Genomic DNA, 25708 nt, shown 5'->3' with positions numbered 1-25708 from the left:
ACCCGGCGTTTATCATTACTCGTCGCCGTTAAAACCCGCACGATTGAGCAGGAACTGCGACAGCAGCGCCACCGGACGTCCGGTCGCGCCTTTGGCTTTACCGGAGCGCCATGCGGTCCCCGCGATGTCCAGGTGCGCCCAGTTGTACTTGCGGGTAAAGCGCGCCAGGAAGCAGCCCGCGGTAATCGCCCCGCCAGGACGACCGCCGATGTTTGCCATGTCTGCGAAGTTAGACTCCAGTTGTTCCTGGAACTCGTCCCCCAGCGGCAGACGCCACGCGCGGTCGCCGGCCTGTTCGGACGCGCCGATCAGTTCATGCGCCAGCGGGTTGTGGTTCGACATCAGGCCGGTGATGTGATGCCCCAGCGCAATCACGCAGGCGCCGGTCAGTGTAGCCACGTCAATCACCGCTTCAGGTTCGAAACGCTCAACGTAGGTCAGCACGTCGCACAGTACCAGACGACCTTCGGCGTCGGTGTTCAGCACCTCAACGGTCTGGCCGGACATGGTGGTCAGCACATCACCAGGACGATAAGCGCGGCCGCCAGGCATGTTTTCGCAGCCCGCCAGCACGCCGATCACGTTGATGGGCAACTGAAGTTCCGCGACCATGCGCATAACGCCGTAAACCGCCGCCGCGCCGCACATGTCGTACTTCATCTCATCCATGCCTTCTGAAGGCTTGATGGAGATACCGCCTGAGTCGAAGGTCAGCCCTTTACCGACGAGCACGATCGGACGCGCATCTTCAGACGGATTGCCCTTGTACTCAATGACTGACATCAGGGATTCGTTCTGGGAGCCGTTACCGACCGCCAGATAAGAGTGCATCCCCAGCTCTTTCATCTGCTGTTCGCCGATAACGCGGGTGATAACGTTCTTGCTGTAGGCGTCAGCCAGCTGGCGCGCCTGAGACGCCAGGTACGCGGCGTTACAGATGTTTGGCGGCATATTGCCAAGATCTTTTGCCGCTTTGATACCGGCGGCAATGGCCAGACCGTGCTGAATGGCGCGCTCGCCGCTGGTCAGCTCGCGACGGGTTGGCACGTTAAAGACCATTTTACGCAGCGGGCGACGCGGCTCGCTTTTGGTGGTCTTCAGCTGATCAAAGCTGTAGAGGCTCTCTTTTGCGGTTTCGACGGCCTGGCGCACCTTCCAGTACGTGTTGCGGCCCTTAACGTGCAGCTCCGTCAGGAAGCAGACGGCTTCCATCGAACCAGTATCATTCAGTGTATTAATGGTTTTCTGAATAACCTGCTTGTACTGGCGCTCATCAAGCTCACGTTCTTTACCACAGCCAATCAGCAGAATACGCTCGGACAGGACGTTCGGAACATGGTGCAGCAACAAGGTCTGCCCTGGTTTGCCTTCCAGTTCGCCACGGCGCAGCAGGGCGCTGATATAGCCGTCGCTGATTTTATCGAGTTGCTCGGCGATCGGGGAGAGTCGGCGTGGTTCAAAGACGCCCACAACGATGCAGGCACTCCGCTGTTTCTCCGGGCTACCGCTTTTTACACTGAACTCCATGCACTACGCTCCTGAATCTTAAAGACAACGGCGGCGGCTACGGATAGAATTGAAACCTTTCGTAACTCATGTCCGCCGTTGTGGTGACTTCGTGTTAATCTTACGTTACTACGGTTTCGACACGTCAATAAATGTCATGAAGCGCGAATCCGCCGGGTTTTTTAATCTTAGCGATGATTTCGACGACTCAAGAGAATAAATGACGTTTAAGCCATGAAACAAGCTAAATTCCTGCATAAGACGAGTTTTAACGGGCGTATTTAAAGTGATAATCATAAGATATCTGGTTCGGGAGACGCTGAAGAGCCAACTGGCGATCCTCTTTATCCTCCTTCTGATCTTTTTCTGTCAGAAGCTGGTCAGGATCCTCGGCGCGGCGGTTGATGGCGAAATCCCAACGAATCTGGTGCTTTCCCTGCTCGGGCTTGGCGTGCCGGAAATGGCGCAGCTTATCCTGCCGTTAAGCCTGTTCCTTGGTCTGCTGATGACCCTGGGTAAGCTCTATACCGAAAGTGAAATCACCGTGATGCATGCCTGCGGCCTCAGTAAAGCCGTACTGGTAAAAGCAGCCATGGTGCTGGCGCTGTTTACGGGCATTGTTGCCGCGGTTAACGTCATGTGGGCGGGGCCGACCTCCTCTCGCCATCAGGATGAGGTGCTGGCGGAAGCAAAAGCTAACCCGGGGCTGGCGGCGCTGGCGCAGGGGCAGTTCCAGCAGGCGACAGACGGTAACTCCGTGCTGTTTATCGAAAGCGTCGATGGCAACCGCTTCAATGACGTGTTTCTTGCTCAACTGCGCCCGAAAGGTAACGCTCGGCCTTCTGTGGTGGTGGCGGACTCCGGTCAGCTGTCTCAGCGTAAAGACGGCTCTCAGGTTGTCACGCTGAACAAAGGAACGCGTTTCGAAGGCACGGCTATGCTGCGCGACTTCCGTATTACCGATTTCCAGAACTACCAGGCCATCATTGGTCATCAGGCCGTCGCGCTCGATCCAACGGATACTGAGCAGATGGATATGCGCACCTTAATGAATACCGATACCGATCGTGCGCGTGCTGAACTGCACTGGCGTATCACGCTGGTATTCACCGTATTTATGATGGCGCTGATGGTGGTTCCGCTGAGTGTGGTGAACCCGCGCCAGGGCCGCGTGCTGTCGATGCTGCCAGCGATGCTGCTGTATCTGGTGTTCTTCCTGCTGCAAACCTCAATCAAGTCTAACGGCGGGAAAGGAAAAATTGACCCGATGATCTGGACCTGGGTCGTGAATGGTTTGTATCTGCTGCTGGCAGTCGGACTCAACTTGTGGGACACGGTGCCTGTGCGTCGTCTTCGTGCCCGGTTTACGCGTAAAGGAGCCATCTAATGCAGGCGTTTGGCGTACTTGACCGCTATATCGGTAAAACGATTTTCACCACCATCATGATGACCCTGTTCATGCTGGTGTCGCTTTCGGGCATTATCAAATTTGTCGACCAGCTGAAAAAAGCCGGGCAGGGGAGTTACGATGCGTTGGGTGCCGGGATGTACACCCTGCTCAGCGTACCAAAAGATGTGCAGATCTTCTTCCCGATGGCGGCCCTGCTGGGGGCGTTGCTGGGCCTGGGGATGCTGGCTCAGCGTAGCGAGCTGGTGGTGATGCAGGCATCTGGCTTTACCCGTATGCAGGTTGCGCTGTCGGTAATGAAAACCGCGATCCCGCTGGTGCTGTTGACCATGGCGATTGGCGAATGGGTCGCGCCGCAGGGCGAACAGATGGCGCGTAACTACCGTGCTCAGGCTATGTACGGTGGTTCGCTGCTCTCCACGCAGCAGGGGTTATGGGCGAAAGATGGTCAGAACTTCGTCTATATCGAACGCGTGAAAGGGGACGATGAACTGGGCGGCGTGAGCATCTACGCCTTCAACAACGATCGTCGTTTGCAGTCGGTGCGTTATGCCGCCTCCGCTAAATTTGATGCGAACAACAAGCTGTGGCGGTTATCCCAGGTTGATGAATCTGACCTGACGAACCCGAAACAGATCACCGGTTCGCAGACCGTAAGCGGTACCTGGAAAACCAACCTGACGCCGGACAAGCTTGGCGTGGTAGCGCTCGATCCCGATGCGCTCTCAATCAGCGGTCTGCATAACTACGTAAAATATCTGAAATCGAGCGGACAGGATGCGGGGCGTTACCAGCTCAACATGTGGAGCAAAATCTTCCAGCCACTGTCCGTGGCGGTGATGATGCTAATGGCGCTGTCGTTCATCTTTGGACCGCTACGTAGCGTGCCGATGGGGGTTCGCGTGGTAACTGGTATCAGCTTTGGTTTCGTGTTCTACGTCCTCGATCAGATTTTCGGTCCACTGACACTGGTGTATGGCATTCCGCCAATTATCGGCGCGCTGTTGCCGAGCGCCAGTTTCTTCCTGATCAGCCTCTGGATGCTGCTAAAACGCTCCTGATAAAACGTCTTCCTCGCTCCCGCTAGCCCGGGGGCGAGGCTAATCTCCTGTTTCACCCCGCACTTTTTCTCACAACCTTCAACGCCTCGCCGTGAATTTGAGTATTATTGAGCGATAAAGTCGTGAAGGGATCCTCTATGAAGCAAATTCGAATGCTGGCCCAGTACTACGTCGACCTGATGATGAAGCTCGGGCTGGTGCGTTTTTCCATGCTGCTGGCGCTGGCGCTGGTCGTTCTGGCCATTGTCGTGCAAATGGCCGTGACCATGGTTCTGCATGGTCAGGTCGAGAGCATCGACGTGATCCGCTCTATTTTCTTTGGCCTGCTGATCACCCCATGGGCGGTCTATTTCCTCTCCGTGGTGGTTGAGCAGCTGGAAGAGTCCCGACAGCGTTTATCGAAACTGGTGGATAAGCTGGAAGAGATGCGCGAGCGCGATCTTAAACTCAACGTTCAGCTCAAGGACAACATTGCCCAGCTGAATCAGGAAATTTCAGACCGTGAGAAGGCGGAAGCCGAGCGTCAGACCACGCTTGAGCAGCTGAAAATTGAGATGAAAGAGCGTGAAGTCACGCAGATCCAGCTTGAACAGCAATCCTCTTTCCTGCGCTCGTTCCTCGATGCGTCGCCGGATCTGGTGTTCTACCGTAATGAAGATAAAGAGTTCTCCGGCTGTAACCGGGCCATGGAACTGTTGACCGGGAAAAGCGAAAAACAGCTGATACACCTGAAACCTCAGGATGTCTATTCCGAAGAGGCGGCAGCAAAAGTGATGGAGACGGATGAAAAGGTCTTCCGCCATAACGTTTCGCTGACCTATGAGCAGTGGCTGGACTACCCAGACGGGCGCAAAGCCTGCTTTGAGATCCGCAAAGTACCTTATTACGACCGGGTGGGTAAACGTCATGGTCTGATGGGCTTTGGCCGTGATATCACTGAGCGTAAGCGCTATCAGGATGCGCTGGAGCGCGCCAGCCGGGATAAAACAACCTTCATCTCCACCATCAGCCATGAACTGCGCACCCCGCTGAATGGCATTGTGGGGCTGAGCCGCATTCTGCTGGATACCGAGCTGACCAGCGAGCAGGAAAAATACCTCAAAACGATCCACGTCTCGGCGGTCACGCTGGGCAATATCTTCAATGATATTATCGACATGGATAAGATGGAGCGCCGTAAAGTTCAGCTCGACAACCAGCCGGTTGATTTTACCGGCTTCCTCGCAGACCTGGAGAACCTGTCAGGTTTGCAGGCCCAGCAAAAAGGGTTGAGCTTTGTGATGGAGCCGACGCTGCCGCTGCCGCATAAAGTGGTGACGGACGGCACGCGGCTGCGGCAGATCCTGTGGAACCTCATCAGCAATGCCGTGAAGTTTACCCAGAAGGGGCAGGTTGCGGTGCGCATTCGCTATGACGAAGGCGACATGCTGCACTTTGAAGTTGAGGACTCGGGTATCGGCATTCCTCAGGAAGAGCAGGATAAGATCTTCGCCATGTATTATCAGGTTAAAGACAGCCACGGCGGTAAACCGGCGACCGGTACGGGCATTGGCCTGGCGGTGTCGAAACGTCTGGCGAAAAGTATGGGCGGGGATATCACCGTTGCCAGCCAGCCGGGTAAAGGCTCCACCTTTACGCTTACCGTCCATGCGCCTGCCGTAGCGGAAGAGGTGGAAGATACGTTTGAGAACGATGATATGCCGCTGCCAGCCCTGCACGTCCTGCTGGTGGAAGATATTGAGCTGAACGTCATTGTCGCCCGGTCGGTACTGGAAAAACTCGGTAACAGCGTGGATGTGGCGATGACCGGCAAAGCCGCGCTGGAGATGTTCACGCCGGGCGAGTACGACCTGGTGCTGCTCGATATTCAGCTACCGGACATGACCGGACTGGATATCTCCCGCGAGCTGACGCGCAAATATGCTCCTGACGAGCTGCCGCCGCTGGTGGCGTTGACCGCAAACGTGCTGAAAGATAAAAAAGAGTACCTCGAGGCCGGAATGGACGATGTGCTCAGCAAGCCGCTGGCGGTACCTGCCCTGACGGCGATGATCAAGAAGTTCTGGGATACCTGTGATGAAGAGGAGAGCACCATGACGTCTGTTGATAGCGCCAAAGCCCAAACGATACTGGATACCGCCATGCTGGAGCAGTATATCGATCTGGTAGGACCAAAACTGATCACCGATGGCCTGGCCGTGTTCGAAAAAATGATGCCGGGCTATCTGAACGTGCTCGAATCCAACCTGACGGCGCGTGACCAGAAGGGCATCGTCGAAGAGGGACATAAAATCAAAGGCGCGGCAGGATCGGTCGGGTTACGTCATCTCCAGCAACTGGGCCAACAGATTCAGTCGCCTGATTTACCTGCCTGGGAAGATAATGTAGGTGATTGGGTCGAAGAGATGAAACAGGAGTGGCAAAACGATGTGGCAGTGCTGAAAGCCTGGGTAGATGCCAGAAAAAAATGACCCCGGCTATACCGGGGTGCGCGAATACTGCGCCAACACCAGGGAAATCGTGGCTGCGCCTGATTTTTGTGGGTTGTTTTCGCATGGACGCCGCCTGAAAATTGAGGCCGCACGCAGATAAGATAGCAAATCTTAAACAGTTTGTTACATGAATCAGTGAAATGTGTGAAGCATAGCGTTTTAATCAGAATTTTTAATGTGCTTCAGCGAGTTGCTTAGAAGGATCGTCAGAATGAAGAAAGTGGGTGTCGTGCTGAGCGGATGTGGCGTTTACGATGGTTCAGAGATACACGAAACCGTATTAACGCTGCTGGCATTATCGCGGCAGGGGGCAGACGTTATCTGCTTCGCGCCGGATAAAACTCAAGCAGATGTAATGAATCATCTTACCGGCGAGCCAATGGCGGAAAGCCGTAACGTGCTGATTGAAGCAGCACGTATTGTGCGTGGAGATATTCATCCGCTGGCACAGGCCGATGCCGCTGAACTTGATGCGCTCATCGTGCCGGGCGGCTTTGGCGCGGCAAAAAACCTGAGCACGTTTGCAACAGAAGGCGCGGCGTGCCATGTCGATCCCGATTTGAAAGCGCTATCGCTGGCGATGCATGCAGCAGGTAAGCCGCAGGGCTTTATCTGCATTGCGCCAGCCATGCTGCCGAAAATTATTGATTTCCCGCTGCGGCTCACGATCGGAACCGACATTGATACCGCTGAAATTATCGAGGATATGGGCGGCGAGCACGTGCCATGCCCGGTAGACGACATTGTGGTGGATGAGGACAATAAAATCATCACCACGCCGGCGTATATGCTGGCGCAGAACATCGCTGAGGCTGCCGCAGGCATTGAAAAGCTGGTGGACAGAGTGCTGGTTCTTATCGAATGAGTCGTAAATTATCCCCTGGCGGGTGGTTAAAACGGATCCTGCTGCGTATTGTGCTGGTCCTGGCCGTTTTTTGGGGCGGAGGCATTGCGCTGTTCAGCATCCTGCCCGTCCCGTTCTCCGCCGTGATGGCAGAGCGGCAGATTAGCGCCTGGCTCTCGGGTGATTTTGGCTATGTTGCCCACTCAGACTGGGTCGGCATGGATGAAATCTCCCCGTGGATGGGGCTGGCGGTCATTGCGGCAGAAGATCAGAAATTCCCGGAGCACTGGGGTTTTGACGTGGCGGCTATTGAGAAGGCGCTGGATCATAATGAACGTCATGAAAACCGCGTCCGCGGCGCGTCAACGCTTTCTCAGCAGACGGTAAAAAATCTGTTCTTATGGGACGGTCGCAGCTGGGTAAGAAAAGGGCTGGAGGCCGGGCTGACGCTGGGGGTCGAGACGGTGTGGAGCAAAAAACGCATTTTGACCGTCTACCTGAATATCGCGGAGTTTGGTGACGGCGTGTTTGGCGTCGAAGCGGCATCGCAGCGCTATTTTGGCAAGCCCGCCAGCAGGTTGACTATGTCCGAAGCGGCACTCCTTGCCGCCGTGCTGCCGAACCCGCTGCGTTTTAAGGCCAGCACCCCGTCAGGCTACGTGCGAAGCCGCCAGGCGTGGATTATGCGCCAGATGCGTCAGTTGGGTGGGGAAGGGTTTATGGAGCGAAATAATCTTATGTAAGGCGGGTAAGCGCAGCGCTACCCGCCGACATGGCGAACGTTAGTCTTCGTCAAACCCGGCGTTAAACAGGGCAATCACTGCCGCCAGCGCTTCTTCTTCCTGCGGGCCGGTGGCTTCAACTTCAATCTGGCGGCCTTTGGCAGAATCCAGCATCAGCAGGGCGATCACGCTATTGGCTTCTGCCTCGGTTCCCTCGTCGTTGCGCAGCAGCACCTCAGCATCAAAACCCTGCATCAGCTCAAACAGCTTCATCGCCGGGCGCGCATGCATGCCCAGCTTATTGGTGATTTCGACGGTCTGTTTTACGGTCATGTTTTGCGTTTTTCCAGCGTGCGATGACGGGACTGAACGTTCTTTCCGCGTGAGCGGAAGTAATCGGCCAGCTGTTCGGCAATATAGACCGAACGATGTTTACCGCCGGTACAGCCAATCGCCACCGTCAGGTAGCTGCGATTGTTTGTTTCCAGCATAGGTAACCATAGCTCAAGGTAGCTTCGCGTCTGGTAGATAAAATTGTGTACTTCTGTGTGTCGGTCGAGGAACGCCGCCACCGGCTTATCCAGACCGGTCATCGGACGCAGTTTCGGATCCCAGTGCGGGTTCGGCAGGAAACGCACATCAAAAACGTAATCCGCATCGATAGGTATGCCGTGCTTAAAGCCGAAGGATTCAAACACCATCGTCAGTTCACGCTCGCGCTTGCCGAGTAAGCGCGTACGCAGCATTTCCGCCAGCTCGTGGACGGACATTTCAGAGGTGTCGACAATCAGGTCGGCCCGCGAACGCAGCGGCTCAAGCAGATCGCTCTCTTTATCGATGGCGCTTTCCAGCGAAAGATTTTTACTGGAGAGCGGATGCAAACGACGTGTATCGCTGTAACGGCGGATCAGCGTGTTGCGGTCAGCGTCCAGGAACAAGAGCTGAGGCGAGAAGCATTCCGGCAGGCTGTTCATTGCCTGCTCGAAGATTTCCGGCGATTCCGGCATGTTACGCACGTCAATACTGACGGCGGCAGAGATTTGCCTGTCCGCCAGCGTCCGCGCCAGATCGGGTAACAACACTACCGGCAGGTTATCTACACAGTAAAATCCCATGTCTTCCAGCGCGCGCAGGGCCACGGACTTCCCGGACCCCGAACGACCGCTGACGATCATCAGCACCATGTTCCGTTTCTCCTCAGGGCAGCCGTTCTGAAGGCCCTTTCCCGATTATGCCTCATCCTGATTGCCTTCTGCTTCAGTGATAATTTGATAAAGCTCTTCATCACTTTGGGCTGAGCGCAGTCGACGACAAATGGTTTTATCCGCCAGACGTTTGGCAACCAGCGACAGCGTGTGCAGGTGGGTCTTGGTCTGATCGGCAGGAACCAGCAGCGCGAAGAGCAGATCCACAGGCTGGTTATCAATGGCGTCAAAAGCGATAGGCGTTTCCAGTTGCACAAACACCCCCACGGCACGCAGCGTATCTTCTTCCAGCTTGCCATGCGGGATCGCAATGCCATTGCCGATGCCGGTACTGCCCATTTTTTCACGAGTCAGAATGGCTTCAAACACGATCTGCGGCGGCAGACCCAGCTGTTTTGCGGCCAGCTCACTGATGATTTCCAGCGCACGTTTTTTGCTCTGGCAGTGAACGCCACTGCGGGTACAATCCTGGTTAAGGACATTGCTCAGTTGAAGAGCGGAATCGTTGTTTATCATAATTTCACCTAAGCGCTAACTGTACAAATGGCCTGTTGTGTTTCACAACAGGCCGTCCTGCACCCGTTAACTGCCCGGACAATTAGTGTTGTTTCAGTTTATCTTTATGTTTATTGAGCTGTCTCGCAAGCTTATCAATCAAGCCGTCGATAGCCGCGTACATGTCTTGCCCTTCCGCACTGGCATGGAGTTCCCCTCCGTTGACGTGCAGGGTCGCATCCGAGATATGCGTCACTTTCTCCACTTTCAACACAACATAGACCTGGTTGATCCTCTCGAAATACTGCTCGAGTTTCGCAAACTTAGTGTTTACAAAATCGCGTAAAGCCTCAGTAATCTCGACGTTATGTCCGGTGATATTGAGCTGCATAGTGTCTTCCTTATCGGTTGTGTCAAACCAGTTGTTTACGCTGGTTAGACGGCGGAATGGATAAAGACTCTCGATACTTCGCGACAGTACGACGTGCCACCATAATACCCTGATCGGACAGCATGGTGGTTAACTTACTGTCACTGAGTGGCTTCGCGGGGTTCTCCGCGGCGATCAACTTCTTCACCAGTGCGCGAATGGCCGTCGACGAGGCTTCGCCGCCGCCTTCGGTGTTCACGTGGCTGGAGAAGAAATACTTAAGCTCAAAAATACCGCGTGGGCTGTGCAGATACTTCTGCGTGGTCACGCGGGAAATGGTTGATTCATGCATCTCGACGGCCTGGGCTATGTCCGCCAGCACCATCGGTTTCATAAACTCTTCGCCCTGCTCAAAGAATGCCTGCTGCTGTTCGACAATACAGCGGCTGACGCGCAGCAGCGTGTCATTACGGCTCTCCAGACTCTTAATCAACCAGCGTGCTTCCTGAAGGTTGCTGCGAATGTATTGATTATCAGCGTCGTTACGGGCGCTGGTGCACATGGAGGCGTATTGCTGGTTGATTTGCAGGCGAGGAATACTGTCGGCGTTCAGTTCAACGACCCAGCGGCCATTGTGTTTTCTCACCAGCACATCGGGAATGACATATTCCGGTTCGCTGGTCTGAATCGACTGCCCCGGACGCGGATCGAGCGACTGGATCAGATTCACCGCTTCCTTCAGCACCTCTTCTTTCAGGCGCGTGACGCGCATCAGGGTGCGGAAGTCGTGGTTCGCCAGCAGATCCAGATGATCGCTGATGATGAGCCGGGCTTCGTCAATCCACGGTGTCTCTTTAGCAAACTGCGAAAGCTGGATCAGAAGGCAGTCACGCAGATCTTTCGCGGCGACGCCAATCGGGTCGAAACGCTGAACGCGTTTCAGGACGGCTTCGATCTCTTCCAGTTCAATCTCGTCATCGCCGATGCTTTCAAGAATCTCGTCCAGCGTCACGGTCAAATAGCCCGTGTCGTCAACGGCATCGACAATCGAGGTGGCAATGGCGCGATCGGTATCGGAGAAAGGCGTCAGCTCCACCTGCCACATCAGGTAGTCCTGAAGCGATTGGGTAGTTTCGCCCTGGTAGACCGGGAGTTCATCGTCCTGGTAGTCTGCACGCGTCCCGGAAGGGGTACCCGCGGTGTAGATTTCATCCCAGCTGGCATCCAGCGGCAGTTCGTCCGGCATCTCTTTCTGTTCGAGTGCATCTACGGAGTCGAGCGTTTCTGTGTCCTGCGTCTGCTGGGCGTCTACCTCGTCATGAAGATCGGTCTGCTCCAGCAGCGGATTGCTGTCCAGCGCCTGCTGGAGCTCCTGCTGGAGTTCTAACGTGGACAGCTGCAACAGACGGATTGCCTGCTGGAGCTGCGGCGTCATGGCCAGTTGCTGGCTGAGCCGTAATTGCAAACCTTGCTTCATGTTCAGAGCGTTTTTCTCCGGTTCGGCGTGACTTAACCTCTACCCTATCAGAGTCTGAAGTCTTCCCCAAGGTACACGCGCTTAACATGCTCATCTTCGAGGATTTGCTGCGGCGTACCGTGGGCAATCAGATGGCCCTGGCTCACTATGTAGGCGCGCTCACACACCGCCAGCGTTTCACGAACGTTGTGGTCCGTGATCAGTACGCCAAGCCCGCTGTCGCGCAGGTGTTCAATGATACGTTTGATATCGATAACGGAGATGGGGTCAACGCCCGCAAACGGTTCATCCAGCAGGATAAATTTCGGGTTTGCTGCCAGCGCGCGCGCAATCTCAACGCGGCGGCGTTCACCACCGGACAGCGCCTGACCGAGGCTGTCGCGAAGGTGTTCAATATGAAACTCTTCCATCAGCTCGTTCGCACGGTCAGTGCGCTGCTCGCTGGTCAGATCGTCACGGATCTGGAGCACGGCCATCAGGTTGTCGAACACGCTTAAGCGGCGGAAGATAGACGCTTCCTGCGGCAGATAGCCGATGCCACGACGCGCGCGGGCATGCAGCGGCAGCAGGCTGATATCTTCATCATCGATAATGATGTTGCCGGCGTCACGTGGGACGATGCCCACTACCATGTAGAAGGTCGTAGTTTTACCCGCGCCGTTAGGGCCAAGCAAACCCACGATTTCGCCGGAGTTGACGGTCAGACTGACATCTTCGACGACGCGGCGGCCCTTATACGCTTTCGCGAGGTTTTTTGCAGTTAAAGTTGCCATAACGAATTAGTTACTCTTTTTCTTTGCCGGAGCCTGACCGTTGTTCTTGTCCTGCAACTGCGAAGGCACAAGCACGGTCGTGACGCGTTTGCCTTTTTCGCTGGAGGCCTGCATTTTCTGCTCTTTCACCAGATAAGTGATCTTGTCGCCTTTGATATTGCTGTCCAGCTGTTCCAGGTAAGCATTACCGGTCAGGATGACCAGATCCTTCGCCAGTTCATAGTGCATATGCGAGGCATGGCCTTTCACCGGCTTGCCGTTGTCCTGCATCTGGTAGAAGGTGGCCGGGTTGCCATAACCATCGATAATCTCTTTCCCCTGCTCGCCGCCCGGACGGGTAACGACCACTTTGTCGGCGTTGATTTTGATGGTGCCCTGGGTCACAACGACGTTGCCGGTAAAGGTGACGACGTTACCCTGCATATCCAGAGACTGGGTATCGGATTCAATATGAATCGGCTGTTCGGTGTCGCCAGTCACAGCAAGCGCGGGAAGACTGGCCGCCAGCAGCGCGCTGGCGATAACAACTTTAAGGCTGAGTTTGTTTGTTTTGAATTTCATAGGAGGTTCTAACCTTTTCAATCAGCTCGGCGTTTTTGCTGCGTAAGTTCCCGCGCATTCTTAAACCGCTGGAATTAAATGTTGTGCCATACAGGGTGACTAAATCCTGCGACGTGACATCCTGGGTGACCAGGTTGATCTGGGCGTTATCCGTCGTAATTTTTCGCAGTTGCGCGTCAGCGGTCAGGGCGTTGACTTCAACGTGACCATACAGGTAAAGCATACGGTCATTTGTCAGTTTTGCCCGGTCAGACTTGATTGACCACGTCGGCACTTTGTCCGTATCAAAGGTGGTCAGGACCGGCTGGGTAAACCACGAGGTGCCGTCATCTGAAAAATATTCTACATGCTGAGCAACGAGGCGATAGTTCAGCGCACCTTCCGGGCTATAGACCACGGTGTCGCTGTGATCGCTTTTATAGGTCGGGTCGCTCGTGTTAACCACTTCCGCTTGCGTATCATCGCGGTCAGCGAGATTTACGCCAATCAGTATCAGGGCGACAAGCGCAAGCAGAATGATAACCCAACGTCTGGTTTTACTCATATCGATTGCCCTTTCGCCTCATCAAGCTTGCCCTGCGCCAGCAGAAGCAGATCGCAGACTTCACGGACGGCGCCACGGCCACCGTGAATATGGGTAACGTAATCAGCACGCGGGATCAGCAGCGGGTGCGCGTCAGCCACGGCGATGCTCAGACCCACCTCCGCCATGACTGGCCAGTCGATCAAATCATCCCCGACGTATGCCACATTCTCTGGCGCAATGGCCAGTTTTCCCAGCAAATCCCGGAAGGCTACCATCTTATCAGACTGTCCCTGATAGAGATGCGTAATGCCCAGCGTTTCACACCGATCTTCTACCAGTTTAGCTTTCCGCCCGGTGATGATTGCAACTTCAATACCGGACGTGAGCGCACAGCGGATACCGTAACCGTCGCGAACGTTAAAGGCTTTCAGCTCTTCGCCGTTATTGCCCATATAAATCAGACCGTCGGAGAGCACACCATCCACATCGAGGATCAGCAGGCGGATATTTTCCGCCTTTGACATCATGTGGGCGCTCACCGGGCCATAACAGGTTGCAAGGGATGCACCCGCATTACTCATTGTCTTATCCTTCATTACACTACGCCAGCGCGCAGCAGATCATGCATATGTACCACACCCAGCAGTTGGTCGCCATCGGCAACCATCACTGAGGTAATATGACGGGACTGCATCAGGTTCAGTACATCTACCGCCAGCGTACCCGGACGGACGCGGATCCCTCCTGGTGTCATTACATCAGCGATGCCCAGCGTTCGGACATCCACACCCATATCGAATACCCGGCGCAGGTCGCCGTCGGTGAAAATGCCCTGAATCTTCATCAGATCGTCGCAGATAACCGTCATGCCCAGGTTTTTACGGGTGATCTCCAGTAACGCGTCGCGCAAAGAGGCCTCTTTGCTGACGTGCGGGATCTCATCCCCGGTGTGCATAATATCGTTAACCCGCAGCAGCAGTTTGCGCCCGAGCGCGCCGCCGGGGTGAGACAGGGCGAAATCTTCTGGCGTAAAACCGCGGGCTTCCAGCAGCGCAACGGCAAGGGCATCGCCCATCACCAGCGCGGCGGTTGTGCTGGAGGTCGGCGCCAGCCCCAGCGGGCAGGCTTCTTTAGGCACCTTCACGCACAGGTGAATATCCGCCGCGCGCGCCATGCTGCTTTCCGGGCGGCTGGTCATGCAAATCAGCGGTACGTGCAGACGCTTCAGCACCGGGATCAACGCCAGGATTTCATTCGATTCCCCGGAGTTGGACAGCGCAATAACCACGTCCTGCGGCGTAACCATGCCGAGGTCACCGTGCGCGGCTTCACCGGGATGAACGAAGAATGACGACGTGCCGGTACTGGCAAAGGTCGCCGCCATTTTGCGCCCGATATGGCCGGATTTGCCCATCCCCATCACCACGACTTTACCGGCGCAGTAGAACATCTTCTCACAGGCCAGACTAAAATCCTGATTAATGTACTGATCTAACTGCGCCAGACCTTCACGTTCAATCTCCAGAACGTCTTTGCCTGCTTTCTGAAAGTCAAAACCCGGCTGCAATTCTATTTGCGACATAATGCGTTTCCGTTTACCCAGAGAGAAGTGGCGAGAGCCAGTACAGCATCGCCAGCCATACGATAAATCCACCCGTCAGCAGCGCGCCCGCGCCTTTGCCGATCTGCTCTTTTCGCCGCCAGCAGAGCAGGGCGAAAATCACGCTGACCAGCAGCATCACACCGTAATCGCGCGTGAAAACCATAGGGTTAAACGGCCCCGGTGAGATTAATGCCGGCAGCCCCGTCACGATCGCGATATTGAAAATATTCGAGCCAATGATATTGCCGATGGCGATATCATCTTCCCCTTTACGCGCCCCGGCGATGGCGGTAGCCAGCTCTGGCAGGCTGGTGCCGATAGCGATGACCGTCAGACCAATTGTCAGTTCGCTCATCGCAAACGCGTTCGCCAGCACCGTCGCGTTATCGACCACCATCCGCGTGGCCATTGGCATGATAATCAGCGCGACGCCCAGCCACAGCAGGGCGACGGGTAAGGTCCCTTCCCGGGGCAGCTCGGCGAGGTGCTCACGCGTGAGGCTATCGTTACCCTGTTTTTCCGCCAGACGTGCGATCTTCACGCTGTAAAGCAACCAGATCACGGCTAGGGCGAGCAGGAATATACCGTCACCGACGCTCAGCACCCCGTCATAAAGCACATAGCCCGCCAGCAGACTGACGACTAACATTAGCGGCAATTCACGACGCAAAACATCGGAATGTACGCGAAATGGATGCAGTAATGCGGCTAAGCCTAAAATCAGCAAGATATTGACGATGTTAGAGCCAATCGCGGTGCCGATAGCGAGGTCAACCTGGCCATGCAACGAGGCTGAAACAGAAACGATGATTTCAGGAAGCGATGTGCCTACACTGACCACCGTCATGCCGATAATGATGGGCGGCATGCCAATGAGTCGACAGAGAATGGATGCGGCAAAGACCAAACGGTCAGCACTGTAGACCACCAACAGTAAACCAATTATTAACAGTGCTGTTGCTAAAAGCATCAAAAGTCCTTTCTTCAGGTATACTCGCTGGTCCACTGCGCACGAATTTTAGCGCCAGATGAAGTCTGAGACGTGACGAATTCCTAATTTTGACTTTATGCGCCGGAAAAGTAAAACAAATGCCAGCTTTCGCTAACCCCAATAGTGAATATTCTGTAAAAATGCGGGGTTTAGGGCTGATTTACGCTTCATGCCAGCCGTGAAGCAAGGTAAGTAAGGAACCATAAATGAGCCAAACGATGGCGAATATAGTCGATGTCCGGGGCGTCAGTTTTTCTCGCGGCAACCGGTTAATATTTGATGATATTTCGCTGACCGTGCCGCGCGGTAAAATCACCGCCATCATGGGGCCGTCAGGGATCGGTAAAACCACGTTGCTGCGTCTTATCGGCGGGCAAATCCCCCCTGACAGCGGCGAAATTCTCTTCGACGGCGAAAACGTCCCGGCGATGTCTCGCTCGCGCCTCTACACGGTTCGCAAACGGATGAGCATGCTCTTTCAGTCGGGTGCGCTGTTCACCGATATGAACGTTTTTGACAACGTGGCCTATCCGCTGCGTGAGCACACCCATCTTCCTCCTGCGCTGTTGCACAGCACGGTGATGATGAAGCTTGAAGCCGTGGGGCTGCGGGGGGCTGCGAAACTCATGCCGTCCGAACTCTCGGGTGGGATGGCGCGCCGCGCCGCGCTGGCGCGTGCTATTGCCCTGGAACCCGATTTAATCATGTTCGATGAACCGTTCGTCGGGCAGGACCCCATCACCATGGGCGTGCTGGTGAAGTTAATTTCGGAGCTGAACAGCGCCCTTGGCGTCACCTGCGTGGTGGTTTCCCACGACGTGCCGGAAGTGCTGAGTATCGCTGATTACGCCTATATTGTGGCTGACAAAAAGATCGTCGCCCACGGCAGCGCGCAGGCGTTGCAGGAGAATGGCGATCCGCGCGTGCGGCAGTTCCTGGACGGTATCGCAGATGGGCCGGTGCCTTTCCGCTATCCGGCGGGCGACTATCATGACGATTTACTGGGAATAGGGAGTTAAGCCACTCATGCTGTTAAATGCGTTGGCGGGTCTTGGACACCGTGGCCTAAAAACCATCAGTACGTTCGGGCGTGCCGGATTAATGTTGTTCAACGCGCTGGTCGGCAAACCGGAGTTCCGCAAGCATGCGCCGTTACTGGTGCGGCAGCTTTATAACGTCGGCGTGCTGTCGATGCTTATCATCATCGTGTCGGGTCTGTTTATTGGCATGGTGCTGGGGTTGCAGGGGTATCTGGTACTGACAACCTACAGCGCGGAAACCAGCCTTGGCATGCTGGTGGCGCTCTCGCTGCTGCGTGAACTCGGGCCGGTGGTTGCCGCGCTGCTGTTCGCCGGGCGTGCCGGGTCAGCGTTGACGGCGGAAATTGGCCTGATGCGCGCCACCGAGCAGCTCTCCAGTATGGAGATGATGGCAGTCGATCCGCTGCGCCGGGTGATCTCGCCGCGCTTCTGGGCCGGGGTTATCTCCTTGCCGTTACTGACTATCCTCTTTGTGGCGGTAGGTATCTGGGGAGGCGCGCTGGTTGGCGTTAACTGGAAAGGCATTGATGCCGGATTCTTCTGGTCTGCCATGCAGGACGCCATCGATCTGCGGATGGATCTGGTGAACTGTCTGATCAAGAGCGTGGTTTTCGCTGTGACGGTTACCTGGATTGCGTTGTTTAATGGTTACGATGCCATTCCGACGTCGGCGGGCATTAGCCGTGCAACGACGCGTACTGTCGTACATTCGTCGCTGGCCGTTTTAGGTCTGGATTTTGTGCTCACCGCACTGATGTTTGGGAATTGAGTTCATGCAAACGAGAAAAAATGAAATTTGGGTTGGCGTGTTTCTGCTTCTGGCGCTGCTGGCCGCGCTGTTCATCTGCCTGCGAGCGGCGGACATCACCTCTGTTCGCGCCGAGCCGACGTACCGTATCTACGCGACTTTCGATAACATCGGCGGCCTGAAAGCGCGCTCACCGGTGCGTATTGGTGGCGTCGTTATCGGACGTGTCGCCGACATTACGCTTGATGAGAAAACCTATCTGCCGCGCGTCGCGATGGATATCGAAGAGCGCTATAACCACATTCCGGACACCAGCTCGCTTTCTATCCGCACCTCTGGCCTGCTGGGGGAGCAATATCTGGCCCTTAACGTTGGTTTTGAAGATCCTGAGCTGGGAACGACTATCCTTAAAGACGGTAGCGTAATCCAGGATACCAAGTCAGCGATGGTGCTGGAAGATATGATTGGTCAGTTCCTTTACAACAGTAAAGGGGATGATAAAAAGTCTGACGATGCCCCTGCGCAGAGTGAAGACCACACCAACGTCGAACCGACGCCAGGCGCGACGAATTAATTTCAGGAGAAGTTATTCATGTTTAAACGACTGTTAATGGTTGCCATGCTGGTCATTGCCCCTCTTACCGCGGCGCACGCTGCGGATCAGAGTAACCCGTACAAACTGATGAATGAGGCCGCGAAGAAAACCTTCGACCGTCTTAAAAACGAACAGCCAAAAATCCGTTCTAACCCTGATTATCTACGTGATGTGGTGGATCAGGAGCTGCTGCCGTATGTGCAGATCAAGTACGCGGGCGCACTGGTGCTGGGCCGTTACTACAAAGACGCGACCCCGGCGCAGCGCGAGGCTTACTTTGCGGCGTTCCGTGAATACCTGAAACAGGCTTACGGCCAGGCGCTGGCGATGTATCACGGGCAGACCTATCAGATTGCCCCTGAACAACCGCTGGGCGATGCCACTATCATTCCTATTCGCGTGACGATTATCGATCCAAACGGTCGTCCACCGGTTCGTCTGGACTTCCAGTGGCGTAAAAACAGTCAGACCGGAAACTGGCAGGCGTACGACATGATCGCTGAAGGCGTCAGCATGATCACCACTAAACAGAACGAGTGGAGCGATCTGCTGCGCACTAAAGGCATCGATGGCCTGACGGCTCAGCTTCAGTCCATCTCTCGTCAGAAAATTACCCTGGACGAGAAGAAGTAATGTCACAGCAGCTTAGCTGGGCGCGTGACGGCGAGACGTTGACGCTGACGGGAGAGCTGGATCAGGATCTGCTTAACCCGCTGTGGGACGCTCGCCATAACGCGATGCAGGGCGTGACGCTGATTGATCTCCATGGCGTCACGCGGGTAGATACCGCCGGTATCGCCCTGCTGGCGCACCTGGTGGCCACGGGCAAAAAGCAGGGGAGTAGCGTCACCCTGACGGGGGTAAGCGATAACGTGATTACCCTTGCACAGCTTTACAATTTGCCCGAAGACGTATTACCTCGCTAATTTTTTCAGTACGTTACTTCTGAAAGCCCCGACAGTTTACGCGTCGGGGCTTTTTGCTTGTTTAAGACCGCGCCACTTTGCTCTAAGATGTTGAGCTTGTTTTCACTATCAGATGATGTAGACCCCATGGAAAATAATGAAATCCAGACTGTGCTGATGAATGCACTCTCCCTTCAGGAAGCCCACGTCTCTGGCGATGGCAGTCACTTCCAGGTTATTGCTGTGGGTGAGATGTTCGACGGAATGAGTCGCGTGAAGAAACAGCAGGCTGTGTACGCGCCGCTGATGGAATACATTGCGGATAACCGCATCCACGCCCTGTCGATTAAAGCGTTCACCCCACAGGAGTGGGCACGCGATCGCAAACTAAACGGTTTTTGAGCTGAGGGCGAAACGCCCGCAGCACGGTTGAATTTATAAGAGAGCAAACGATGGATAAATTTCGTGTACAGGGACCTACGCGTCTCCAGGGCGAAGTCACAATTTCTGGCGCAAAAAACGCCGCGCTGCCCATTCTTTTCGCTGCGCTGCTCGCAGAAGAGCCGGTAGAGATCCAGAACGTACCGAAGCTGAAAGATATCGACACGACCATGAAGTTGCTCGGCCAGTTGGGCACCAAAGTGGAGCGTAACGGTTCCGTCTGGATCGATGCCAGCAACGTGAACAACTTCTCAGCGCCGTATGAGCTGGTGAAAACCATGCGTGCGTCCATCTGGGCGCTTGGTCCGCTGGTGGCGCGCTTCGGTCAGGGACAGGTTTCACTGCCGGGCGGATGCGCTATCGGCGCGCGTCCCGTTGACCTGCATATCTTCGGCCTGGAAAAACTCGGCGCGGAGATCAAGCTGGAAGAGGGTTACGTTAAAGCATCCGTCAATGGTCGTCTGAAAGGCGCGCACATTGTCATGGACAAAGTGAGCGTGGGCGCAACGGTCACCATCATGTCGGCTGCTACGCTGGCAGAAGGCACTACCATCATCGAAAACGCCGCCCGTGAGCCGGAGATCGTGGATACCGCGAACTTCCTGGTCGCGCTGGGAGCGAAGATCAGCGGGCAGGGCACAGACCGTATCACCATCGAAGGCGTTGAACGTCTGGGTGGCGGTGTGTATCGCGTACTGCCAGACCGTATCGAAACCGGCACTTTCCTGGTGGCCGCGGCCATTTCTGGCGGTAAGATTGTCTGCCGTAACGCCCAGCCGGATACCCTGGATGCGGTGCTGGCGAAGCTGCGCGATGCGGGTGCGGACATTGAAATCGGTGAAGACTGGATCAGCCTGGATATGCACGGGCAGCGTCCTAAAGCCGTTAACGTGCGTACTGCGCCACATCCGGCATTCCCGACGGATATGCAGGCACAGTTCACGCTGTTGAACCTGGTGGCCGAAGGCACGGGCTTCATCACGGAAACCATCTTCGAAAACCGTTTCATGCACGTACCGGAACTGATCCGTATGGGTGCGCATGCTGAGATTGAAAGCAACACGGTAATTTGCCACGGCGTTGAAAAACTGTCCGGTGCGCAGGTGATGGCGACCGATCTGCGCGCATCTGCGAGCCTCGTACTGGCAGGTTGTATTGCGGAAGGGACTACCGTTGTCGATCGTATCTACCACATCGATCGTGGTTACGAGCGTATTGAGGATAAACTGCGCGCGCTGGGTGCAAATATCGAGCGTGTGAAGGGCGAGTAATCATTCCGGCACCCCCCTGCCAGAACAGGCCGGGGGATTGCTGTTCTTGTCAATTCTGGTGCATCAGTCCTGATGCGCTTTCTTCGTTTTGCTCTGGCGCATCATGCGCGTTCTGTCGATAAATTCATGGGTGATGGGATCGTGGTAGCGTGACGGCCATATCACCCACGGATGCGTATCCAGCGCCGTCGCGATAATCAGTTCCCCCTTCGGCCATGGGCGGGTCAGGGCGTTTGCCAGCGTCGACGAGCTCAGCCCATGACGACGTGATTCGGCAGCCAGCGAAGTTCCTTTTTTACGCAGTGCCGCAATAATGTCAGCAGAATGCCAGTCGATGAATTTTGTATCCATAATGCTGTCCTTGTGTTCGTTATCGTCCACGTCGTTTCGTGTGAAAAGACAGCATTACTATACTCACTTCGAACATCTGTTCTAAAAAGTTCATGTTACGAGAAGCAATATTCAGAATAAGGCACGGCTTTATACATACGGCCTGTAACCCGATGGGCTTACGCGTAAATGTAATTTACTGGAGCGTACTGGAGTCTCCCTGCGTAGGGGCAGGGAGATGATGAGGGATTAACGGTCGCGCTGGACGGCGATGTGCGCGAGGCCGATTAGCGCATCACGCCATGGGCTGTCGGGAATGACCTGAATAGCGGCGATGGCTTTGTCCGCTTCTTCTTCAGCGCGCTGACGCGTCCATTCCAGGGAGCCGCAGATTGCCATTGTTTCCAGTACCGGTTCCAGAAGATGGCGTCCATTTCCCTGCTCGATAGCCTCCCGGATCATTTTCGCCTGCTCTGGTGTACCATTGCGCATCGCGTGGAGCAGCGGCAGCGTTGGCTTGCCTTCGTTCAGGTCATCGCCGACGTTTTTACCGAGCGTTTCGCCATCCGCGCTGTAGTCCAGCAAATCATCAATCAACTGGAACGCGGTGCCGAGGTAACGGCCATAGTCCTGAAGGCCTTTTTCCTCCGCTTCGCTACAGCCAGCCAGAATGCCAGAGCACTGCGCGGCGGCTTCGAACAGACGTGCGGTCTTGCTGTAAATCACCCGCATATAGTTTTCTTCGGTGATGTCCGGGTCGTTGACGTTCATCAGCTGTAGGACTTCACCTTCAGCGATAACGTTCACGGCTTCTGACATCACTTCCAGCACCTTCAGCGAGCCAAGGCTGGTCATCATCTGGAAGGCTCGGGTATAGATAAAATCGCCTACCAGAACGCTTGCCGCATTACCAAACGCGGCGTTGGCGGTGGCTTTGCCACGACGCATGTCTGATTCATCCACAACATCGTCGTGAAGCAGGGTGGCGGTGTGGATAAATTCGATCAGCGCCGCGATCGTGACATGGGCATTTCCCTGATAGCCAACCGCGCGTGCGGCCAGAATGGCAATCATCGGACGAATACGTTTACCGCCGCCGCTGACGATGTAATAGCCCAACTGATTGATCAGCTGAACGTCAGAGTTGAGTTGCTCCAGGATTGCTGCATTCACACCCGCCATATCTTGCGCGGTTAACTCATTGATTTTTTCTAAATTCATCGCAAAAGCCGGGCTTTTTATCCTGTTTATCCCACACGAGATGGGTACACAAAGGGTTTCGGTTTATAAATAGTATTGCTGATTGTACTGAAAAAACGGCTCAGATAAACGTTACCGTACGTGTTGTGTTTTTTTTCTTCATGTATTGATGGTAGCACTTGTCAAAGGCTCGCGTTTTGCGTAATATTCGCGCCCTATTGTGAATATTTATAGCGCACTCTGAATCATACGAGGATGTGCGCGGAAGCGGAGTTTATATGTACGCGGTTTTCCAAAGTGGTGGTAAACAACACCGAGTAAGCGAAGGTCAGACCGTTCGCCTGGAAAAGCTGGACATCGCAACTGGCGAATCTGTTGAGTTCGCTGAAGTTCTGATGATCGCAAACGGTGAAGAAGTCAAAATCGGCGTTCCTTTCGTTGATGGCGGCGTTATCAAAGCTGAAGTTGTTGCTCACGGTCGTGGCGAGAAAGTTAAAATCGTTAAGTTTCGTCGTCGTAAACACTATCGTAAGCAGCAGGGCCACCGTCAGTGGTTCACTGATGTGAAAATTACTGGCATCAGCGCCTAAGACCTGAGGAGAGATTTAAATGGCACATAAAAAGGCTGGCGGCTCCACACGTAACGGTCGCGATTCAGAAGCTAAACGCCTGGGCGTTAAGCGTTTCGGTGGCGAATCCGTTCTGGCGGGTAGCATCATCGTTCGTCAGCGTGGCACCAAGTTCCACGCGGGTACCAACGTAGGTTGCGGTCGTGACCACACTCTGTTTGCTAAAGCAGACGGTAAAGTGAAATTTGAAGTTAAAGGCCCGAACAACCGTAAATACATCAGCATCGTTGCTGAGTAAGGTTTTCTCGGTCCGGTAACGGATTAAAGCCCCGCAACGTGTTGCGGGGCTTTTTACATTGGAAACCCGGAAAATTTTCTGTAGGGAAAACGGGCATGAAGCAGCAGGCCGGCATTGGTATTCTTTTGGCGCTCACTACCGCAATGTGCTGGGGTGCGCTGCCAATTGCAATGAAGCAGGTACTGGAAGTCATGGAGCCACCGACGGTGGTGTTTTATCGCTTCCTGATGGCAAGCATAGGCCTGGGTGCCATTCTGGCCGTCAAAGGTAAGCTGCCACCGCTGCGCATCTTTCGAAAACCGCGTTGGCTGGTGTTACTGGCTATCGCGACGGGCGGTCTGTTCGGTAACTTCATTCTGTTCAGCTCTTCCCTGCAATATCTTAGCCCTACAGCGTCGCAGGTGATTGGTCAGCTTTCACCGGTCGGCATGATGGTCGCCAGCGTATTCATCCTCAAGGAGAAGATGCGCGGCACGCAGATCATTGGGGCAAGTATGCTGCTTTGCGGGCTGGTGATGTTCTTTAACACCAGCCTGATTGAGATTTTTACCCGCCTGACGGATTACACCTGGGGTGTCATTTTTGGGGTGGGCGCAGCAACGGTCTGGGTGAGTTATGGCGTCGCGCAAAAGGTGTTATTGCGCCGTCTTGCCTCACAGCAGATCCTCTTTTTGCTGTACACTTTGTGTACACTGGCATTATTGCCTTTAGCGAAGCCGGGTGTAATTACCCAGCTCAGCGACTGGCAACTGGCGTGCCTCATTTTTTGTGGGCTGAATACGCTGGTCGGTTATGGCGCGCTGGCTGAAGCCATGGCGCGCTGGCAGGCAGCACAGGTGAGCGCCTTAATCACGCTTACCCCGCTGTTTACGCTGTTATTTTCAGATTTATTATCAATGGCCTGGCCCGATGTCTTCGTCAAGCCGATGCTCAACCTGTTGGGTTATCTCGGTGCGTTTGTCGTGGTTGCGGGCGCGATGTATTCCGCCATTGGTCATCGTCTCTGGGGGCGTTGGCGCAAAAATGAAGCGGTTGTAATAGTCCCCCGCTCAGGCGAATGAGTTACGGAGAGTAAAATGAAGTTTGTTGATGAAGCGACGATTCTGGTCGTGGCAGGTGATGGCGGTAACGGTTGTGTAAGCTTCCGCCGTGAAAAATATATTCCTCGTGGCGGTCCTGATGGCGGTGACGGTGGGGACGGTGGCGACGTGTGGCTGGAGGCGGATGAAAACCTCAACACGCTGATCGACTACCGTTTCGAAAAATCTTTCCGCGCCGAGCGTGGCCAGAACGGCCAGAGCCGCGACTGTACCGGTAAACGCGGTAAAGACGTGACGATCAAAGTGCCGGTGGGTACGCGTGTCATCGATCAGGGTACGGGCGAAACCATGGGTGATATGACCAAACACGGTCAGCGCCTGATGGTGGCGAAAGGCGGCTGGCATGGTCTGGGTAACAGCCGTTTCAAATCTTCCGTTAACCGTACCCCGCGTCAGAAAACCATGGGTACCCCGGGTGATAAGCGCGACCTGCAACTGGAACTGATGCTGCTGGCGGATGTGGGGATGCTGGGCATGCCAAACGCCGGTAAATCGACGTTTATCCGTGCGGTCTCTGCGGCGAAACCAAAAGTGGCAGATTATCCGTTTACGACGCTGGTACCGAGCCTGGGCGTTGTCCGTATGGATAACGAGAAGAGCTTCGTGGTCGCTGACATCCCGGGTCTGATTGAAGGGGCTGCAGAAGGCGCCGGTCTGGGTATTCGCTTCCTGAAGCACCTTGAGCGTTGCCGCGTACTGTTGCACCTCATCGACATCGATCCAATCGACGGTTCCGATCCGGTTGAAAACGCTCGTATCATTATCGGCGAGCTGGAGAAATACAGTGAAAAACTGGCGCAAAAACCGCGCTGGCTGGTATTCAACAAGATCGACCTGATGGACAAAGCGGAAGCTGAAGCGAAAGCTAAAGCGATTGCCGAAGCGATGGGTTGGGAAGATAAGTACTATCTGATCTCTGCCGCCAGCCAGGTTGGCGTGAAAGATCTCTGCTGGGATGTGATGACCTTTATCATCGAGAATCCGGTTGTTCAGGCAGAAGAGGCGAAACAGCCTGAAAAAGTCGAATTCATGTGGGATGACTACCACCGCCAGCAGCTCGAAGAGCTGGAAGCGGAAGAAGATGATGAAGACTGGGACGATGACTGGGATGAAGACGACGAAGAAGGCGTCGAGTTCATCTACAAGCACTAACCCCTGTATAAAGCCCCTTAACGGG

At 54.8% G+C, this 25708-nt stretch carries 30 protein-coding genes; 16 read left to right on the top strand and 14 right to left on the bottom strand.

All coding sequences use genetic code 11. The features are described 5' to 3' along the window. Positions 1-15: 15 nt before the first annotated feature. Positions 16-1527 carry a leucyl aminopeptidase gene (gene pepA, locus ACOTYB_RS13495; RefSeq protein ID WP_003861882.1) on the bottom strand — a complete coding sequence of 504 codons (1512 nt, stop codon included), beginning with the start codon at positions 1525-1527 and terminating at the stop codon, positions 16-18. Positions 1528-1792: 265 nt separating this feature from the next. Between pepA and lptF the strand changes: the two genes are divergently transcribed. From lptF to mtgA, 5 genes are all read left to right on the top strand, one after another. Then, positions 1793-2893, top strand: coding sequence for an LPS export ABC transporter permease LptF (gene lptF, locus ACOTYB_RS13490; RefSeq protein ID WP_003861881.1), 1101 nt, complete (start codon positions 1793-1795; stop codon positions 2891-2893). After that, positions 2893-3975 (top strand): LPS export ABC transporter permease LptG, encoded by a 1083-nt coding sequence (gene lptG / locus ACOTYB_RS13485; RefSeq protein ID WP_001147540.1) that lies wholly within the window; start codon positions 2893-2895, stop codon positions 3973-3975. The genes lptF and lptG overlap by 1 nt, the downstream gene beginning before the upstream one ends. Positions 3976-4112: 137 nt before the next feature. After that, the gene (gene arcB / locus ACOTYB_RS13480; protein ID WP_000809803.1) at positions 4113-6446 is read left to right on the top strand and encodes an aerobic respiration two-component sensor histidine kinase ArcB; all 2334 of its coding nucleotides are present in this window, start codon (positions 4113-4115) and stop codon (positions 6444-6446) included. Positions 6447-6678: 232 nt separating this feature from the next. Next, positions 6679-7332, top strand: a complete 654-nt coding sequence (elbB, locus tag ACOTYB_RS13475; protein WP_220153379.1) for an isoprenoid biosynthesis glyoxalase ElbB — start codon at positions 6679-6681, stop codon at positions 7330-7332. Next, complete coding sequence (gene mtgA / locus ACOTYB_RS13470) at positions 7329-8054, top strand: monofunctional biosynthetic peptidoglycan transglycosylase (RefSeq protein WP_003861874.1); 726 nt, start codon at positions 7329-7331, stop codon at positions 8052-8054. The genes elbB and mtgA overlap by 4 nt, the downstream gene beginning before the upstream one ends. Before the next feature lie 39 nt (positions 8055-8093). Here the strand turns inward: mtgA and npr are convergent, their stop codons facing one another. From npr to ACOTYB_RS13415, 11 genes are all read right to left on the bottom strand, one after another. After that, positions 8094-8366, bottom strand: a complete 273-nt coding sequence (npr, locus tag ACOTYB_RS13465) for a PTS phosphocarrier protein NPr (RefSeq protein WP_003861872.1) — start codon at positions 8364-8366, stop codon at positions 8094-8096. Next, positions 8363-9217: an RNase adapter RapZ gene (gene rapZ / locus ACOTYB_RS13460; RefSeq protein WP_003861870.1), complete on the bottom strand. Its 855-nt coding sequence runs from the start codon at positions 9215-9217 to the stop codon at positions 8363-8365. Before rapZ ends, npr begins: the two co-directional genes overlap by 4 nt. Before the next feature lie 45 nt (positions 9218-9262). Then, complete coding sequence (gene ptsN / locus ACOTYB_RS13455) at positions 9263-9754, bottom strand: PTS IIA-like nitrogen regulatory protein PtsN (protein ID WP_003861869.1); 492 nt, start codon at positions 9752-9754, stop codon at positions 9263-9265. A gap of 82 nt (positions 9755-9836) precedes the next feature. Next, positions 9837-10124, bottom strand: coding sequence for a ribosome hibernation promoting factor (gene hpf, locus ACOTYB_RS13450; RefSeq protein ID WP_003861866.1), 288 nt, complete (start codon positions 10122-10124; stop codon positions 9837-9839). Positions 10125-10146: 22 nt separating this feature from the next. Next, positions 10147-11580, bottom strand: a complete 1434-nt coding sequence (gene rpoN, locus ACOTYB_RS13445; protein WP_003861864.1) for an RNA polymerase factor sigma-54 — start codon at positions 11578-11580, stop codon at positions 10147-10149. Between the two features lie 47 nt (positions 11581-11627). Beyond that, positions 11628-12353: an LPS export ABC transporter ATP-binding protein gene (lptB, locus tag ACOTYB_RS13440; protein WP_003861862.1), complete on the bottom strand. Its 726-nt coding sequence runs from the start codon at positions 12351-12353 to the stop codon at positions 11628-11630. Between the two features lie 6 nt (positions 12354-12359). Continuing rightward, positions 12360-12914, bottom strand: a complete 555-nt coding sequence (lptA, locus tag ACOTYB_RS13435; RefSeq protein WP_003861860.1) for a lipopolysaccharide ABC transporter substrate-binding protein LptA — start codon at positions 12912-12914, stop codon at positions 12360-12362. Then, the gene (gene lptC / locus ACOTYB_RS13430) at positions 12883-13458 is read right to left on the bottom strand and encodes an LPS export ABC transporter periplasmic protein LptC (protein ID WP_003861858.1); all 576 of its coding nucleotides are present in this window, start codon (positions 13456-13458) and stop codon (positions 12883-12885) included. The genes lptA and lptC overlap by 32 nt, the downstream gene beginning before the upstream one ends. Beyond that, on the bottom strand, positions 13455-14021 hold the full coding sequence (gene kdsC, locus ACOTYB_RS13425; protein WP_003861856.1) for a 3-deoxy-manno-octulosonate-8-phosphatase KdsC: 567 nt from the start codon (positions 14019-14021) through the stop codon (positions 13455-13457). The genes lptC and kdsC overlap by 4 nt, the downstream gene beginning before the upstream one ends. 14 nt (positions 14022-14035) lie before the next feature. Beyond that, positions 14036-15022 (bottom strand): arabinose-5-phosphate isomerase KdsD, encoded by a 987-nt coding sequence (gene kdsD / locus ACOTYB_RS13420; protein ID WP_003861853.1) that lies wholly within the window; start codon positions 15020-15022, stop codon positions 14036-14038. A 13-nt stretch (positions 15023-15035) separates the two neighbouring features. Then, positions 15036-16013: a calcium/sodium antiporter gene (locus ACOTYB_RS13415; protein WP_003861852.1), complete on the bottom strand. Its 978-nt coding sequence runs from the start codon at positions 16011-16013 to the stop codon at positions 15036-15038. Between the two features lie 227 nt (positions 16014-16240). Here ACOTYB_RS13415 and mlaF point away from each other — a divergent pair, with 227 nt between their 5' ends. The 7 genes from mlaF (at position 16241) to murA (ending at position 21034) form a co-directional block, all read left to right on the top strand. Continuing rightward, a complete protein-coding gene (mlaF, locus tag ACOTYB_RS13410) occupies positions 16241-17053 on the top strand; it encodes a phospholipid ABC transporter ATP-binding protein MlaF (protein WP_003861850.1) in 813 nt (270 codons plus the stop codon). Between the two features lie 7 nt (positions 17054-17060). Beyond that, positions 17061-17843 (top strand): lipid asymmetry maintenance ABC transporter permease subunit MlaE, encoded by a 783-nt coding sequence (gene mlaE / locus ACOTYB_RS13405; RefSeq protein ID WP_003861848.1) that lies wholly within the window; start codon positions 17061-17063, stop codon positions 17841-17843. A 4-nt stretch (positions 17844-17847) separates the two neighbouring features. Beyond that, positions 17848-18396 carry an outer membrane lipid asymmetry maintenance protein MlaD gene (mlaD, locus tag ACOTYB_RS13400; RefSeq protein ID WP_003861847.1) on the top strand — a complete coding sequence of 183 codons (549 nt, stop codon included), beginning with the start codon at positions 17848-17850 and terminating at the stop codon, positions 18394-18396. An 18-nt stretch (positions 18397-18414) separates the two neighbouring features. Further along, positions 18415-19050: a phospholipid-binding protein MlaC gene (gene mlaC / locus ACOTYB_RS13395; protein WP_003861845.1), complete on the top strand. Its 636-nt coding sequence runs from the start codon at positions 18415-18417 to the stop codon at positions 19048-19050. Then, a complete protein-coding gene (mlaB, locus tag ACOTYB_RS13390; RefSeq protein WP_003861843.1) occupies positions 19050-19343 on the top strand; it encodes a lipid asymmetry maintenance protein MlaB in 294 nt (97 codons plus the stop codon). Before mlaC ends, mlaB begins: the two co-directional genes overlap by 1 nt. Before the next feature lie 126 nt (positions 19344-19469). After that, positions 19470-19724 (top strand): BolA family iron metabolism protein IbaG, encoded by a 255-nt coding sequence (gene ibaG / locus ACOTYB_RS13385; protein WP_003861840.1) that lies wholly within the window; start codon positions 19470-19472, stop codon positions 19722-19724. Between the two features lie 50 nt (positions 19725-19774). Continuing rightward, entirely contained in the window at positions 19775-21034 is a 1260-nt protein-coding gene (gene murA, locus ACOTYB_RS13380; protein WP_006812128.1) for a UDP-N-acetylglucosamine 1-carboxyvinyltransferase, read from the top strand. A gap of 63 nt (positions 21035-21097) precedes the next feature. On the opposite strand, the gene sfsB is transcribed toward murA, so the two are convergent. Together sfsB and ispB are read right to left on the bottom strand one after the other, a co-directional pair. Next, positions 21098-21385, bottom strand: a complete 288-nt coding sequence (gene sfsB / locus ACOTYB_RS13375) for a DNA-binding transcriptional regulator SfsB (protein WP_017382732.1) — start codon at positions 21383-21385, stop codon at positions 21098-21100. A gap of 228 nt (positions 21386-21613) precedes the next feature. Beyond that, on the bottom strand, positions 21614-22585 hold the full coding sequence (gene ispB, locus ACOTYB_RS13370; RefSeq protein WP_003861833.1) for an octaprenyl diphosphate synthase: 972 nt from the start codon (positions 22583-22585) through the stop codon (positions 21614-21616). 257 nt (positions 22586-22842) lie between these two features. On the opposite strand from ispB, the gene rplU reads away from it, so the two are divergent. From rplU to cgtA, 4 genes are all read left to right on the top strand, one after another. Continuing rightward, the gene (gene rplU, locus ACOTYB_RS13365; RefSeq protein ID WP_003025032.1) at positions 22843-23154 is read left to right on the top strand and encodes a 50S ribosomal protein L21; all 312 of its coding nucleotides are present in this window, start codon (positions 22843-22845) and stop codon (positions 23152-23154) included. A 19-nt stretch (positions 23155-23173) separates the two neighbouring features. Continuing rightward, complete coding sequence (gene rpmA / locus ACOTYB_RS13360; RefSeq protein ID WP_003861831.1) at positions 23174-23431, top strand: 50S ribosomal protein L27; 258 nt, start codon at positions 23174-23176, stop codon at positions 23429-23431. A 95-nt stretch (positions 23432-23526) separates the two neighbouring features. After that, positions 23527-24492 (top strand): DMT family transporter, encoded by a 966-nt coding sequence (locus ACOTYB_RS13355; RefSeq protein WP_003861826.1) that lies wholly within the window; start codon positions 23527-23529, stop codon positions 24490-24492. Between the two features lie 15 nt (positions 24493-24507). Next, on the top strand, positions 24508-25683 hold the full coding sequence (gene cgtA / locus ACOTYB_RS13350) for an Obg family GTPase CgtA (RefSeq protein WP_003861823.1): 1176 nt from the start codon (positions 24508-24510) through the stop codon (positions 25681-25683). Positions 25684-25708 lie beyond the last annotated feature (25 nt).

Origin of the sequence: Enterobacter cloacae complex sp. IR5450, assembly GCF_049238665.1 — a bacterium.
GTDB lineage: Bacteria > Pseudomonadota > Gammaproteobacteria > Enterobacterales > Enterobacteriaceae > Enterobacter > Enterobacter hormaechei_C.
This window is presented reverse-complemented; position numbering and strand designations above follow the sequence as displayed.